This is a genomic window from Staphylococcus sp. McC-251-APC-3A2, from assembly GCF_009695665.1.
Taxonomy (GTDB): Bacteria; Bacillota; Bacilli; order Staphylococcales; family Staphylococcaceae; genus Staphylococcus; species Staphylococcus cohnii.
On record NZ_VUNO01000001.1, the window covers coordinates 962,702 to 978,812 of the forward strand.

General features: G+C 30.8%; 16 protein-coding genes and 1 other RNA gene. 2 read left to right on the forward strand and 15 right to left on the reverse strand.

What is annotated here, in order from left to right:
- Positions 1–170 precede the first annotated feature (170 nt).
- The 6 genes from FYJ81_RS04655 to FYJ81_RS04680 form a co-directional block, all read right to left on the reverse strand.
- On the reverse strand, positions 171–653 hold the full coding sequence (locus tag FYJ81_RS04655; protein ID WP_107385257.1) for a GNAT family N-acetyltransferase: 483 nt from the start codon (positions 651–653) through the stop codon (positions 171–173).
- Positions 654–812: 159 nt separating this feature from the next.
- On the reverse strand, positions 813–2,831 hold the full coding sequence (locus FYJ81_RS04660) for a heavy metal translocating P-type ATPase (protein ID WP_432578221.1): 2,019 nt from the start codon (positions 2,829–2,831) through the stop codon (positions 813–815).
- A gap of 229 nt (positions 2,832–3,060) precedes the next feature.
- Complete coding sequence (locus FYJ81_RS04665) at positions 3,061–3,432, reverse strand: VOC family protein (protein ID WP_107385259.1); 372 nt, start codon at positions 3,430–3,432, stop codon at positions 3,061–3,063.
- A 261-nt stretch (positions 3,433–3,693) separates the two neighbouring features.
- Positions 3,694–4,491 carry a glycerophosphodiester phosphodiesterase family protein gene (locus FYJ81_RS04670; RefSeq protein ID WP_154409362.1) on the reverse strand — a complete coding sequence of 266 codons (798 nt, stop codon included), beginning with the start codon at positions 4,489–4,491 and terminating at the stop codon, positions 3,694–3,696.
- A 923-nt stretch (positions 4,492–5,414) separates the two neighbouring features.
- Complete coding sequence (gene isaB, locus FYJ81_RS04675; protein ID WP_154409363.1) at positions 5,415–5,894, reverse strand: immunodominant staphylococcal antigen IsaB family protein; 480 nt, start codon at positions 5,892–5,894, stop codon at positions 5,415–5,417.
- Positions 5,895–6,174: 280 nt separating this feature from the next.
- Positions 6,175–6,558: a YxeA family protein gene (locus tag FYJ81_RS04680; RefSeq protein WP_154409364.1), complete on the reverse strand. Its 384-nt coding sequence runs from the start codon at positions 6,556–6,558 to the stop codon at positions 6,175–6,177.
- A 365-nt stretch (positions 6,559–6,923) separates the two neighbouring features.
- Between FYJ81_RS04680 and FYJ81_RS04685 the strand changes: the two genes are divergently transcribed.
- Positions 6,924–8,063, forward strand: coding sequence for an MFS transporter (locus tag FYJ81_RS04685; protein ID WP_154409365.1), 1,140 nt, complete (start codon positions 6,924–6,926; stop codon positions 8,061–8,063).
- A 105-nt stretch (positions 8,064–8,168) separates the two neighbouring features.
- Here the strand turns inward: FYJ81_RS04685 and FYJ81_RS04690 are convergent, their stop codons facing one another.
- Together FYJ81_RS04690 and FYJ81_RS04695 are read right to left on the reverse strand one after the other, a co-directional pair.
- Complete coding sequence (locus FYJ81_RS04690; RefSeq protein WP_154409366.1) at positions 8,169–8,924, reverse strand: SGNH/GDSL hydrolase family protein; 756 nt, start codon at positions 8,922–8,924, stop codon at positions 8,169–8,171.
- Positions 8,925–9,120: 196 nt separating this feature from the next.
- The gene (locus FYJ81_RS04695; protein WP_154409367.1) at positions 9,121–9,330 is read right to left on the reverse strand and encodes a hypothetical protein; all 210 of its coding nucleotides are present in this window, start codon (positions 9,328–9,330) and stop codon (positions 9,121–9,123) included.
- 469 nt (positions 9,331–9,799) lie between these two features.
- Between FYJ81_RS04695 and FYJ81_RS13075 the strand changes: the two genes are divergently transcribed.
- Entirely contained in the window at positions 9,800–10,300 is a 501-nt protein-coding gene (locus FYJ81_RS13075; RefSeq protein ID WP_226956210.1) for a hypothetical protein, read from the forward strand.
- Positions 10,301–10,883: 583 nt separating this feature from the next.
- Here the strand turns inward: FYJ81_RS13075 and FYJ81_RS04705 are convergent.
- The 7 genes from FYJ81_RS04705 to secG all read right to left on the reverse strand — a co-directional run bounded on the left by FYJ81_RS04705 (position 10,884) and on the right by secG (position 16,046).
- Entirely contained in the window at positions 10,884–11,219 is a 336-nt protein-coding gene (locus FYJ81_RS04705; RefSeq protein ID WP_154409368.1) for a sigma-70 family RNA polymerase sigma factor, read from the reverse strand.
- Positions 11,219–11,428 carry a hypothetical protein gene (locus tag FYJ81_RS04710; RefSeq protein WP_226956209.1) on the reverse strand — a complete coding sequence of 70 codons (210 nt, stop codon included), beginning with the start codon at positions 11,426–11,428 and terminating at the stop codon, positions 11,219–11,221. The genes FYJ81_RS04705 and FYJ81_RS04710 overlap by 1 nt, the downstream gene beginning before the upstream one ends.
- Positions 11,429–11,577: 149 nt before the next feature.
- Positions 11,578–11,937: a transfer-messenger RNA gene (ssrA, locus tag FYJ81_RS04715) on the reverse strand.
- 99 nt (positions 11,938–12,036) lie between these two features.
- Positions 12,037–12,501, reverse strand: a complete 465-nt coding sequence (gene smpB, locus FYJ81_RS04720) for an SsrA-binding protein SmpB (protein ID WP_154409369.1) — start codon at positions 12,499–12,501, stop codon at positions 12,037–12,039.
- Between the two features lie 22 nt (positions 12,502–12,523).
- A complete protein-coding gene (gene rnr, locus FYJ81_RS04725) occupies positions 12,524–14,896 on the reverse strand; it encodes a ribonuclease R (RefSeq protein ID WP_119517708.1) in 2,373 nt (790 codons plus the stop codon).
- A 35-nt stretch (positions 14,897–14,931) separates the two neighbouring features.
- Positions 14,932–15,672 carry an alpha/beta hydrolase gene (locus FYJ81_RS04730; RefSeq protein ID WP_154409370.1) on the reverse strand — a complete coding sequence of 247 codons (741 nt, stop codon included), beginning with the start codon at positions 15,670–15,672 and terminating at the stop codon, positions 14,932–14,934.
- A gap of 140 nt (positions 15,673–15,812) precedes the next feature.
- Entirely contained in the window at positions 15,813–16,046 is a 234-nt protein-coding gene (gene secG, locus FYJ81_RS04735) for a preprotein translocase subunit SecG (protein WP_019469442.1), read from the reverse strand.
- Between the last annotated feature and the right edge of the window lie 65 nt (positions 16,047–16,111).

Below are 16,111 nucleotides of genomic sequence, written 5' to 3' on the forward strand. Positions count from 1 at the left end.
TTCTAAGTTGAGGTTGAACCTCATTTATATTGCCAACCAACATTCATTAAAACATCTAAAAATAATTGCTTAATTCTAAAAATATTTCGCTATCAATTTGCATAGATTACCGATTTTTAAATTCCCCTACTTAAAACTTTTGATAAATTTTTAAAAATTAGCGTCTTATTTTAATGTGTATCATTCCCTATCACTTTTTCCATTCTATAATTAGTAGTTTGAAACCCTAATTTATTGTATAAGGATACTGCCCTCTCGTTGTGACCAAACACATGTAAACCAATACGATGTATATTTCTTTTTTGGCAATAATCTTCGATACAAAGCATCGTTTTTTCACCTAAGCCTTGACCTCTATAACTGTCAAAAATATGTACATCATAAATAAAACATTTAGTTTTCTTTTTAATCCCCTCAAAATGTAACCAACAATATCCAATCATTTCATCCAAATAATTAACAGAAAATAAATCCTGATTTTCAGTAGCTAATCCATAAGGCAATAGTTTTTCAAAATCTGAACGTGCCCTCTCAATGGCACCTTCTGCTTCCCAATCACCACTTTTTATATGTTCATGCGCATATTCATGAATGCTATTTTCATAAATTTCATCAAAAGTTTTTTGCGTCATAGGCTCCAGTTTTAACGACATGTCATACCCCCTTTTTAATTAGCACTAGTTTAGCATAATTCATTTCTAGTTTACTAATTAAAAAAAAGTGGAACAAACACTTTACCTTTAAAAGATTGTGTCTTTCCACTTTATTCAAGTCATTATATTCGTACGCGTTCATTCAAAATTTTTGTGGTTCTACTTCAATTTTAATGTCATTGCATTAATTGCAACAATAACCGTACTTAAAGACATCAAAATTGCTCCGACAGCAGGAGATAATATTAACCCTAAAAATGCTAAAACACCAGCTGCGAGTGGTACAGCAACAATGTTATATCCAGCTCCCCACCATAAATTTTGAACCATTTTTCTCATAGTATTTTTAGAAAGTGAAAGGAAATGAATTATATCTGATGGTGTACTTTTAACAAGAATCACGTCTCCTGATTCAACAGCAACGTCCGTACCAGCACCAATAGCCATACCTATATCCGCTCTAATTAAACTAGGTGCATCATTGATACCGTCACCAACCATCATTACTTTATGTCCATTATTTTGATAATCTTGAATAATTTTTTCTTTATCCTCAGGTAATAATTGTGCATGGACATCATTAATACCTAATTCTTTAGCCACTGTAGTTGCAACTTCATTATTATCTCCTGTTAACATCACTGGCGTAATATTTCTTGATAATAAATCTGAAACCATTTTTCTTGAACTTTCTTTAATTTTATCCCCTTGTGCAATAACTCCTATTACTTCTTCGTTATTAATTAAAAAGCTAACTGAGTTACCTTGTTTCGTAAGGTTTTCAAATTCTTCGATATTATATTTCAAGTTGTTATTTTCTAAATAGCTTACATTTGTAATTTTATATTTTTGATTTTCAATTATACCTTCTAATCCAACACCTGGTATATTGGTAACTTCTTGAGGATTTTTAATTTTGATACCTTTACTTTTAGCAAATGTCACGATACCTAAAGCGAGTGGATGATTGGAATTACTTTCCAATGAAGCAAATAAAGATAAGATTGCTTCATTATCACTTTGATCTGTATAACTTTCATAATGATTCACTGAAAAATCACCTTCTGTTAAAGTGCCTGTTTTATCCATCATAATATAGTCAATATGTTGAGCTAATTCAACAGAAGATCTATTTTTTATGATTAATCCATTATGTGCGCCAATAGAAGTAGAACGCGCCGTAACTAGAGGTATAGCTAATCCCAGTGCATGAGGACAAGCTATAACCAATACCGTCACTAATCTTTCCAAAGCAAAATCTATATTATTATGGATAAGCATCCACACGATAAATGCTATTAAACCAACACTTACTGCAAAATAAAATAGATAACCCGCTACTTTATCTGATAATAATTCCGCATCAGACTTATCATTTTGTGCTTGATTTACTAATCCCATCACTTGTGATAAATAGCCATTCTCTCCTGTAGCAGTTACTTTGACATGTACCGTGCCTGAACCATTAATTGAACCACCGATAACTTCATCTTGTTCATTTTTAACTACTTGCTTAGATTCTCCTGTTACTAATGATTCATCTACTGAGGTACTTCCTTGAGTGATCACTCCGTCTGCCGGTATGCTTTCTCCAGCTTTTACTTCCACAATATCATTCGCTGAAATTTCAGATATAGAAACCTCTTCTTTTTCTTCCGAATCTATCACTCTTATCGCTTTATTAGGTAAAAGTTCAGCCATTTTTTTCAAAGCATTACCTGCATTACCAACTGCATTCATTTCAATCCAATGTCCTAACAACATAATCAATATTAATGTAGCTAATTCCCAGAAGAAATCCATAACATGCCCAGATGCATGGCTAAAATGATTCATATAAAATGCATATAAACTATAAATATATGCTACAGAAATACCTAACGCAACAAGCGTCATCATACCAGGCTTTTTAGATAAAAGTTCATCTTTGGCACCAGTTAAAAAAGGTTTACCACCATAGAAAAACAATATTGTGGCAAGCACTACTACGATCCAATCGGAACCATTAAATGAGAATTGAAACGGTAATTTTATTCCCATCATTGGTGATAAAATGACGATTGGTATAGCAAATAACAGTGATATAAAAAATTTACGCTTAAAATTGCCATGGTGATGTCCCTGGTGATCATGCATATCATGTCCTTCATGATGCTGTGTATGATGTTCCTCATGCATCCCATGATCATGATAATCGCGTGATTCATGATTATTTGAATTTGTCATGTTTTATCCTCCTTATAGAGTGTAACGTTATTCTCTTAGCATTAATGATTATAACATATACCCCCACAAGGTATAATAAATATGCTTGCGATTATTAAAAAGGACCAAAACCAAACGAATTTCATCGATTTGGTTTCAGTCCTATTGACGGCAGTTATTTATTTCAAGAAAATAATAAATGCTATTCACTTACGGCGAAATAGTTACCTTGTCCATCTTGAAAATTAAATACCCGAGTTCCTGACATTTCAATAATATCATGTCCAGTTAAGCCTTTAGCTTTTAACTTTTCATAAAGTTCATCGAAATTTGATGCTTTAAACATAAGTGATGGTGTACCCAAATTAACTTCTGGACTATATTTTTTAATAAATGCTTTTTCCATAATAGAAATCGATGTTTCGGCCTCATTATTGGGTGCTATTTCTACTGCTTTATATCCTTCTGCTAATGCTTCTTCTGATAAAACGACAAATTCCATTATATTTTTCCAAAAATCAACAGCTTTTGACTGATCATCTACATATAGCATGACCTGATTTAATTTCTCCATTTTACAATACACCTTTCCAATTTCAGACTTTCTTAAATATAACCAAAACAATATACATATAAACGATTTATGCTAAAATAATTTACCGTTCATTATAAATAACCATATAATTTAAAATTTTAATATCCTAATTTATTATTTATGCTTCTTAAAGATTCAAAACTCTACTTAACGTCATTGTGGTTCTATATAGTCGTTGGCATTATTTAAGCATATTATTCGAATTACGCCTACGATCATAAATATTATTTTAATTAAATACTATGGATTATTGTTAAACCCACCATCAACCCCCATTTTTTTCATTTTTTTAACTTCTCCTTTACTATTTAAAGTAAAAACATGAACTTTTAATCCGTTATCGTGTACTCGTTTTACTAATTCAGGATTCACGCTTTTATGATTCATCCCAATACCATATATAAATTTTGATAAGCGTTGCAATTCTTTATCTGATAAACTATTAATTTCATTATCATCAATTAGTTTTATTAATGGAATGTTTTTATTTATTTTATGTATGTTCACTAAACTACTTTCAGAAAATGACTGTATTATAACTTCACCTTTTTTTAATTTATTTTTACCTAATAAAACTTTTTTATTGAGTTCTTCTACTAGTTTTTCATCCATACCTGGGTACATTTCAGGATTTTTAGTTTCAATATAAAAATTAGACTTTTTATAATATTTTTTTAATATTTCTGCTAATTCCGGTACTTTTTCATTTTTGTATTTTTTATCAAACCAAGATCCAGCATCTAATTTTTTTATTTGAGAGATATTTTTATCTTTTACATATCCTGTGTTATCAGTAGTTCTATCGACTTTACTATCATGCATTGCAATTAACTTATTATCTTTAGTCATTTGTAAATCTACTTCTATATAATCTGCATCCAACTCAATTGCTTTATCATATGCGACAAAAGTATGTTCAGGTGTCGATCCACTAGCCCCTCGATGGGCAATATTTAAATATTTTTTACTTAACATATCTGGAGAACAACCAGAAAGTAATATACCACTTAAAATACCTACGCCTATTACTCTTTTCAATTTAATATCTCCTTTTTACTAACTATCTTAAAAACAGAAATTAATTATAAATCCATTAAAATAACCACCTTTAAAGGTGGCCGCAAAAATGATAGAGCTCTAAAAAAATCATATTTTTATAATATTATAGTAAATTAGATTTTACAACGCTTTTATAATAAAATTCGATAACACTGTGACATATATACATCATTATTATATAATATGAGCAAATAATACATTTGTCATACATGTTTCAATATCACGATACGCTATATCAAAGAGAGGTGCTTTATGAGATTTAAAAAAAGTCTAAAATATTCCATTGTTTTTTTCTTGATAATAACATTTATTACAATTTTAATCAGACCATCAGAAACAGGAATTAATAAAATTATGAACGCTTCTAATTTCGAAACATTGATTTTAATCAGTAACGAATTTTTAAAAACAATATCTATAAGTTTACCACCATCAATCATCATATTTTTGGTTTTTTATTTTTATATTTTAAGACCTCAGAAGGACTAATATGCCAAATGAATTTTAGACAAACGTACTTACCTTTTATGACAACGCATAAAAATTGTTAAAACTAAATTTATAATTAAAAGTTAATTCCTTCTCAAAGAACATGCTTAAATCCTTACTTCCAAAATTGTGTATATAATTATATCCTTAACCTATTAAAGTCACACTAAAAATATTTTTTATTACAAAAACGCCCACCAATTGGTGAGCGTTTGTTTATTAGAAATTTAGTTTTATAAAAAGAACCACTAGCATTACCTATTTTCTATTAATCACTTTTTGACTTGTACATTTGTAAATTACACACTGCTAAAAAATTTAAGAATGACATACATGTGATAAAAATACACTTTCATTAACTACATTATTTATTAAATTTGATTGATTGTTTAGTATTCCCTTTATATTTCACTTTAAGTATTAATTTGTACTTTGGTTACATAACCCTCGTTTACATAAAATTTAATTGACGTACCGTTATAATTACGTTCATACATATGTCCTGCTGGTGTGTCGGTTACATCTGAAGGACCATATACTGTTAATAAATCATTTTTTGAAACAGATTTACCATCTAAATCAAAAGTAACAGCATCTGCTTTATTTTCGCCAGTTTTACGAAATGATTGATCATATATGTCTACCATCTCAGCTGTTTCTGCGTCACTATTTGTAATTTTATAACCATTAATTGTTAAATTACCGTATTTAATTGCATTAATAAAATCTTGATCCAAAATAAATTCACTATTTGCTGATGTATAACCTGTATAGTTATAATATGGCGTTTCTGCTGCTTGGGTTTGTGATTGATGTGAATCGATTGCTGCTGCACCTACTGCTGTACTAAATACGAGGCCGCAAGATAACATTATCTTTGACACTTTATTCATATTAAACACTCCCTGTAAAAATTTTGAATCTTGGTTGATTCAATTGTAATATTACACTTACATTACAAAAAGTCAATTATTTACTTATTATAATAATTCCTAAAATTTTCGAGTTCCCAAAATCAACACCTCACAAATCGTTAGAAAATTACAAGACTACGATTCATTGATTAAACTAGTAAAACTACGACTTACTATAGAATCCAAATTCATGTTTATCAATAAAAATAAAGGAACTGTTTGAAAGTCCCTTTAAAGTGAGTTATCAAATTATCATTTTTTACTTTTCAATTTCTTCAATTGCTTTTTTAGGTATATCCTGTTTGTTAACTTCTTCAAATGTAGCTACATGAGCTCCCTTATGCGTTATTTTCAAATATTTATCTAGCTTTAAACTTTGAGAGGCTGTGAAAGTAAGATTTCTACTTTCGCCTTGTTCATCATAAGCTTTTTGTGTGTAACTGACTCTATCATATTCCAAAAATTCATCAGGTTTTTTTGTTTTTACATAACTGCTTTCCTTTTTAACTAAGGGGTTAATGTGATCAATTAAACCAGCTATTTCTCCTTCTTGTTTTTTTCCATTTGATACTAAATACATTCCTATTAATATTATTGCTAAAGCTAGTATTACAACTGGCATTAAAATCAATATCTTCTTCATTTATAATCATTCCTTTCGTTATATAAAATTATTTTATCAATCAAAATGAATTAAGTGTACTTACAATATTGTTATCTTTTTTCACTTAAAATTCGGTTGAATATATAAACTAATGTAGTTTTAATCATACTTTTTAAATAAATAAAAATATTTCAAGTCATTATTTTCGTAAAAAATTAAATATTGTATAATACAATCATCAAAAGGAGGAGTTTTTATGTTAGTCAGAAAAAATACGTTAATAATTCAAATTAAAACTAAAACAACAGGAGGAATAAATGATTAAATCAATCAATTATATAAATATGCAAACAATATATGATTGAAATCTTACTTTTAATCATTTATTCCATTAAGGAGTTACAATGATTAAAAGAGGCTTAATTATTCCACTTTATATCAATATTTTTTTGGCATTTACTGGCATAGGACTAGTTGTCCCAAGTTTACCTTTAATAATTAAAGATTTATCTATAACTGGAAATGCTTTTGGAATACTTATTGCAGTTTTTTCTTTTTTCCAAATGATTTGTTCACTTATAATTGGATACTTTTCTGACAAGTACCCCAAAAAACACTTTCTATCGTTTGGATTGTTATTCTATATAATTTCAGAATGCTTATTCGGGATAGGTATGGATTTTTATACACTCTTTGTTTCCAGAGTATTGGGAGGCATAAGTGCCGCCTTAATGACTACATCTATTATTGGCATTATCGGAGATATCTCTGATGAAAAAAATCGTGATAAAAATTTCGGCACATTTTCAGCTATAACATCATTGGGCTTTATCATTGGACCAGGTATAGGAGCGCTGTTTTCATCAATCCACATAAGATTACCTTATTTTATAGCTATGGTAATAGGCATGATCATGTTAGTTATAAATTTAAAGTTAAGTATTCCACATATTAAAAATGAACATGTACCAAAAAATAAAAATTTTAAAATAAAATTCAAGGACTTAAAGCTATATTTATTACCTTCTATAATTATATTTTTATTGGCATTTGGACTAGCTGCTATAGAAGAACTTTATCCATTATACTTAGTCGATAAAGCTGCGTTTACATCAATTAATATAGCTGCCGCTATTATAGGTGGATCTTTGCTAGGCGCTTTTACTCAATATTTTCTATATCCTAAAATTTCAAAGTATTTAAGTGAACTTTCGATTATCACTATTAGTTCTATGTATTCAATCGTCATACTATTTAGCTTATTATTCTTAAATTCTGTGATATCCCTCATATTAATAAGTTGGATTATATTTATTGGATTTGATATCATACGCCCTACTATAACAGTGTATCTATCAAAATTAGTTCAAAACAAACAAGGCTTAGCAGGTTCAATAAACTCTACTTTCACCTCTCTAGGTACTTTAATAGCACCAATTATTACTGGCTATTTTTACACTCAAAATATAAATGCACCAGTTTATCTAGCTATGATTTCTATTGTTTTAAGTATTTTTACTTTGTTCATTTTTCCTAAAAAATAAATACTGGATAATTAAAAAGGATAGGCATTCATTTGCCTATCCTTTTGCATTAAATACAAAATGAACTGCTAACTTTTCTACTTCGTTTAAAAAATTGGTTCATTTTTATATTTCTTTAGTCAATATATTTTTTATTTTTTCTTTAAAAAGTGGTGTATAAATATAGCGGTAGCCTTTTAAAGTCGGGTGTGCATCATCAGCAAAAAGTGTATTATCATATTTCATTTGTTCATTTGCCCATTGATTGCCCCAAACATCTAAAATTTCAATATCCCATTTTTCTTTTAGTTTATATAAATTATCTACCAAGAATTCATAATAAGGATCTGTTTTTCTAATACATGTATAAAATAATACGGGAACGTCCCAAGTTAATTTAGCGTAACTGATAATATATTCCATTGCGCCGATTGTTGTTTTTACATCAAAGGCGTCAATGTCGTACTCTTTTTTTATTTCACCTATAGACTTATTTAACCTACCGTCATTTGTCGATAACTGACAAACCAATAAATCATATTTGGCTTTACTCAACTCCTCTTTTTTAATCCTTTGGACATATGAATTTTTTTCTGTTCCTGCCAAACTTGTACCCGAAATTGCTTCTTTCGTTGTGTTCATATTAGATTCTATATTTAAAAATTCAACAAATGATACCCCATGAGAAGCTGCTCCATATGTTATTGACGAATCTAAAAAAAGAATATTTTTAGCACTTAAGCCATCTTCCTTTTTTAAAAACTGTGGATTCGGTGTAAAACTTTTTTTATTTCCATATCTTATATTATTTAAAAATTTTGTCGCAGATGAAGCTAATTTCCCAACAATATACAAGCTCATTAACATTATTATTTTTTTCAATTTTCTAGCTCCTTTTGAGCAATATCCATATTGGATTATAAAATATTTCTTATTAGTTAAGCACACTAAGTAATCAATTTTCATAATGCTACGTCTTGATTTTATATTGATTCTATAGTTTAACTGTACGTATAAATCTTAAAAAACAATTCATGATATCAATATACTTATATTTTATACTGATAATTTAATAGTTTTATTTCAATAGTTCTACGTCTATTGAAATAATTTTACTCACATTAATATATCTACCACTATCTTTTAAGTAAAAGTATTCATGCTTTTTAATCGCTTTTTCAAACCTTTTCAAAGCCACTGCTTCACTAATTTGCCAAATATTTTCTACATATTCACGAAACATATTTCCATCGTTCGTTTTTATTTTAAAAACAAAAATTTCGTCCATCTATATTCACCCTGTGTAAGTATTATAAATTAATTATCCAACTAATTATTTAGTATTGCAAATTAGATACTTTATATAATGTTCTCCGTGAATAAAATTCTAAATTTTTCCGGCCATTAATGCTCCCTATGTGTTATTTAAAAATAGCTTTTTTCTGTCGAAATTTAGTATGCGTATGTTTTTGACTTCTAAATTTTCCCGTTACATTCATCCAATAATTCCAAATGATATAACGCTTAGCGTAAGCCTTTGCCATTGAGTAAATATGTTCCTAACCTTCGTCTGTGTTGCATCAAAAAATGTATAAACATATAAGTTATTCGTTTGATGTACAATAATCGTATTTGATTTACATGTAACTATAAGTATTTTCACAAAAAATAATAATCATCATAACTTTTTGTTATCACTTTTATTTTTAGGTATAGTACAATTAAGTTAATAATTTATTTTTAAGGGAGAGCATTAAATGAAAAAAATCTTATTTTTATTATTAGCTAGTTTTTTATTATTAGCAGCATGTGGAAATAATGAAGAAAATAAATCAGAAGATAAGAAGGAAACGAAGTCATCCGAAAAGGCTGACAAAAAGAAAGATGATAAAAAATCTGAGGATAAAAAAAACAAATCAGATGATAGCTCTAATGAAGAAGTAGCAAAACAAGATAAAATTAATGAACAACCTGTTCAATCACAAGAACAAGTGAATACACAAGAACAACAGACAGCACAACAATCTGAAGAACAACAAAAATCACAAGTAGCTAATAACGAGCAATCAAATGTACCTGCTGGTGATGTAATGTTTGGTGAATATAAAGATGATGGTACTTATTGTACAGTTGGTGGTTGTTTAACACCTGAACAACAAAAAGACCAAGAAGAAGCAAACTATGAAGAGATGGAAAATCAAGGATATTCTCGTGAAGAGTACGATGAAATTCAGAATAAAGCTGCAGAATTGCAATAACAAAGAGACAATGGAGAAATTTCATCAGAAGAATTTACAGATAGTTATCTTGAATTATATGATTGATAATTTTATTTAACATATTTTTATATGGGCATTTAACTATGCCTTTTTTATTTTATCTCCACAATATCTTTTAAATTCAACTTACATATTCAAATTTCTTCATATAAATGTAGTATCTGAGTGTGAACGCCGACCCTGTGAATGTAAGCATATTTAAATAAATAAACGCCCCATCTATTTATTTAGATGAGACGTGTTTCACTAAGTATGTAGTTTAAACTTTTTTAAATATGGTCTTTAACAAAGTTTACTACTTTCACTACAGTGTCTGGATTATTCGCAACCCATTTAACTGCAGATCCTACTGCATTTATTACTGTCTCCATTTTTACTATCCCCCCTGTCATTTGAATATAAACAAATATTAACACAATTTATTTGTTTTAATATTTGTTTTTCTTAAACGTTTAATTTCTTTTCCAAACTGTATAATAAAATAAATTGATTTTAATTTTATAAAATATGTATTAAGACGTAAAAAACAGGGCAAGCACCGCTATTTGTGTACCCTCGATAATTAATACGCTATCTTATCCAACAACTCATTTAACATCTGGTTAACTCTAAGTGCTTTAACTCCGAATATATTACCTATCTTTTCAAAGCTAACACAGTTACAAAGTAGTAAAAATAAATTGTGTTCTTTTTCAGTCGTTACTCTTTCAATAGTTGCTTCTATTTCAATATAAAATATACTTTCTTCAATATAACTATTATCTATTTCATGCGATTCCACTTGATCATTCACACTAAAAAAGTCATCCACAGTTGTTTCTTCGTCACACTCATTACTATTATTCATTGTCTTGTGATAATTTAATATAAACTTTTTAACTGTTTTCTTGTCATACATCACACATAGTCAACTGCTTTCGCAACACGCTTTAATATCACTTCTTTTGCATGTCTTAACGTTAATTCACTTATACTCATCACATCAGCTATAACGTTCTCTGTATGGTTGTTATCCTCCCACCATGACAATTTAATAATCTGTTGTACTTTTACTTGGCTATTGTTGTATACCTCTGTAATGCCCTTTACAATCGATTCTAAGTTCATATATTGAAGTTCATCCATATCACTAGGTTTATTCTTATAAGTATCAACCTAGTGATAATTACGCAGTTATCTTTCTAAAATAACTCTCAAAAATTTTCAACATCTTTATACAAGTAAAAAGCCTACAACCACATGGGTTGCAGGCTATATAATGGAGACGGCGGGATTCGAACCCGCGTCCAGAGGTCCTGATACTAATCTTTCTACGTGTGTAGTCTATCAAGGTATTTCGCATAATGTTAGGTGATAGACAGCCGACATTATGCTAGTTCGATTAATCTCTTCTAGGCAGACTTCAAACGGCAGTGCCTAGCGTATCCTATTAAGGTTGAATCGCGTTAACTGCACATAGGAAATGCAGTTAGGCGATGCAGAGTGCTATTAGGCAGCTACTGCGAAATTATTGTTTGATTTGTCAGTTAATTTTTAACTGTGTGTGTTGGTGCGGAGACAGCCCTCCGACACGCTTAACTAGCTCGGGGACCCCTGTCGAATCCAAAAACGCCCCCGTAATAATATAATGTACTTTCTGCAGATTTAATCATCTATCTTTTTCAGAAAGCACATATTATATTACCAAAGATCAATGTCTTTGGCAATATTTTCGCTTAATAACGCGCTTTAAGTGCTCTATCTACGTCGCGCTTCATTGCTTTTTCTTTCAATGCTTGACGTTTATCATGTCTTTTCTTACCTCTTGCAACACCAAGTAAAACTTTGCATTGACCGTGTTTTAAATAGAGTTTTAAAGGAATGATGGAATAACCAATTTCTCTTGTGCGTTCCCCTAATTTTGCTATTTCACGTTTGTGTAATAGTAATTTACGTGAACGACGCGGGTCATGGTTAAATCGATTCCCTTCTTCATATGGGGCAATGTGCATATTATTTAAAAACATTTCGCCACGATTTACTTGCGCATAGCTATCTTTAAGGTTTGCACTGCCACGACGAATGGACTTAATTTCTGTCCCTTTCAACACAATGCCCGCTTCAATCGTATCTTCTATATTAAAATCATGTCTGGCCTTACGATTTTCAGCTAATGTTCCTGGTGATTTTTTCTTTGGCATTGAGTTTCACCTCTTTGTTGAATTATTTTTTCTTCTTACGAGCTTTATTTTTCACTTTTTTATCTTTGTAAAATGGTTTATGTTTTGTATTACCACTTGCTGGCTTGTTTTTATTGCGTTGGTTTTTACCTTTACGTTGGTTTTTCTTACCCTTTTTATCATTATTTGAATTATCTAATGACTGACCGCGTGGTTTCGCTTGAATGGTCTTACCACGTGAAGGTCTTGGGCTGCGTTCTTTTTTCGGTAATGGCATACCAACAATTTGGAAATCAATCATACGCTCATCAACATCTACGTTAACAACTTTGATTGTAACTGGATCACCGATGCGAAAGACTTTAGCTTGACGTTCTCCAATCATTGCCATTTGACGTTCATCGAAGTGATAGTAATCGTCTGTCATCTCTGATACATGTACCATACCTTCGATTGTATTCGGCAATTCGATAAACATACCAAAATTAGCCACAGAACTAATGATACCCTCATATTCTTCTCCAATATGTTGAACCATGTATTCTGCTTTTTTCAATTCATCTGTATCACGTTCTGCTTCGATCGCTCTTCGTTCTCTTTGTGATGTATGATCAGCAATTTCTGGTAATGCTTCTTCCCATTTATTAAGTGTTTTATCATCCATTGTTTTATCAATAAGATATTTACGAATGAGTCTATGCACGATTAAATCTGGATATCTACGAATCGGTGACGTGAAGTGTGTATAGTGCTCTGCTGACAGACCGAAGTGACCTAGATTCACATCATCATAACGTGCTTGTTGCATTGAACGTAACATCATTGTAGAAATGACCATTTGCTCTGGTTGGCCTTCTACTTCTTGTTGAATTTTTTGTAAAGTTGATGGGTGAACTTCTTCACCAGTACCTTTAATCATTAAACCAAAGTTAGTAATAAAATCAAAGAATTGACGTAAACGCTCTGATTTTGGTTGCTCATGAACACGATATATAAATGGCACATTTAAACGATCAAAGTGTTCTGCTATCGTTTCATTGGCTGCTAACATAAACGATTCGATGAGACGTTCACCTTCACCGCGTTTTCTTAATTCTACGTCTGTTGGGATACCTTCATCATTGACAAGTACTTTGGCTTCACTGATATCGAAGTCAATTTCACCGCGGCGTCTGCGCATATTGATTAAACGTTCTGATAAGTCTTTAGCTAAATCTAGCATTGGTGTAACTTCGTTATATTGTTTACGCGTGTCTTCATTTTGATCTGTAATAATTTCATTCACTTCATCATAAGTCATACGATAATTTGAATGAATCACACTATCAAAGATTTCATGATTAACTACATGCCCACGTTCATCTAATTCCATTTGACAACTTAAAGTTAGTCTATCCACTTGTGGATTTAATGAACAAATGCCATTACTTAGTCGATGAGGTATCATTGGAATCACACGGTCTACTAAATAAACACTCGTTGCACGGTCGTATGCTTCTTCATTTAACGCTGACCCCTCTGTTACATAATAACTGACATCGGCGATACTTACCGTTAATTGCGTATGTCCATTATCTAACTTTTTCACACTAATCGCGTCATCTAAGTCTTTAGCGTCTGCACCATCAATTGTAATGGTTAGCTCATTTCTTAAATCACGACGTCCTTCGATTTCAGATGGTTTAATTTCATCTGGAACAGCTTCAGCTTCCTCTAACACTTTATCTGGGAATTCAATTTCAATACCATGTTGATAGATAATCGACAAGATATCGACACCTGGATCATTTTTATGGCCTAAAATTGCAGAAACTTGGCCTTCTGGATTATCGGTACCGTCCGCATATTTTGTAATTTGTACTAAGACTTTATGTCCATCTATCGCACCTAAATTATGCCCTTTGGGAATAAAGACATCTTGCATAATACGTTTATCATCAGGTAACACGAAACCAAAATGTCGAGCTTCACTATACGTACCCACTACTTGAGTAACAGAGTGCTTTTCAATTGATTTCACTTCACCTTCTAACTTACCTTTATGTTCACCTTTAGAGTTTTGTAATTCGACAAGTACGGTATCTCCATCCATTGCACGATTAATTTTCGTAGGTGGGATAAAGACATCATCCATATCATTGTCTTCAGGACGTAAGAATGCAAAACCTTTTTTATTTTGGCTAAGTGTACCTTGTATTAATTTCGATTGCTTTGATTTTTTAGATTCCTGACGTTGGTATCTGTCTGTCTTTGTACGTTGAATTAATCCTGTTTGTTCTAATTCAACAAGTACCTTGATTAAGTCTCTAAATGAGTCGGCACTATTTAAACCTAATGCATCTTGAAAATCTGATACAGACATGGGTTCATAATCTGGTTGTTTAATAATTTCTTCAATGGATTGCTTTAAATTCATTATGCCCCTCCTTTCTTTTATTAAATACTGTAAATTTATTTGGACCAATCTAATGATTCTAAGAATTGGTATATATCTTCAAAAACTTGTTCTTTTTCTTTATCAATTGTAATGACATGTCCTGAATTCGCATACCATTTAATCTCTTTATCATCTGAGTCGCTTTCATTGTATATAATGTTAGCAGAATCTGTATTAATCATTTGATCTTGCTCACCTTGGATAACCAGTAGCGGATCCATAACCTCATCTACTCGATTACGTATACTTTGAATTTGACCTTGTAAATCTTTTAAAGTATCTGTTGGATGAAACGCATCCATTTCTCTTTCTACTGTTGTTTCATCTTTGCCTTCGTATTTTTTAAAATTACGTGCATACGTTAAGACACCATCAAACATTGCACCTTCAGTCTTAATATGCATAGGTGAACACATTGTTATAATACCCTTTACATCTCTATCTAAGCTTATTTTCAATGCATAACAACCACCAAGTGATAAGCCAGCCACCACAATTTCATCATATCCTTTATCCACAAGGAATTCATATCCATCTATCGCATCTTTATACCATGCAAATGGACTAGATTGAAGTATCTCTTCTGGTGGTGCTGCATGCCCGTCATATTGTGGCGCATAAGAAGTGTAACCCTTTTTTTGTAAGAATCGACCTAATTGTCTTACATCTGAAGAATTTCCTGTAAAACCGTGTAAAAGTAATACAGCGCGATTACCTTCTTCAAAAAAGAATGGTTCTGGTAATCTAATTTGCATCGTGATTCAATCCTTTCGTCCAAGCTATTAAAATAAATATGATATCAGTTGTACTCAAAATATATTCCCTACTTTGAAGCATTTAAAAGCCGAATACTTCTATTATAAATAAAAAAGCCCGACTTTTACATTGTCGGACCTTATAAACCAAAATAACTTATGCCTAACATTAACAAGAAGAAAATGACAGACAATACAATTGTTAATCTATGCAAGAATAAATCAACGCCACGTTGTTTTTGTTTACCAAATAACTGTTCAGCGCCACCGCTTATCGCACCTGATAGTCCATTACTTTTACCTTCTTGGAGTAATACAACAGTCACTAATGCAATACAATCTAAAATTAAAATGATCATGAAAAATGTATGCATAAAAATTGTCCTCCATTCATTATATACGAACCGCATTATATCACACGTTTAACTTATTTAGCAAA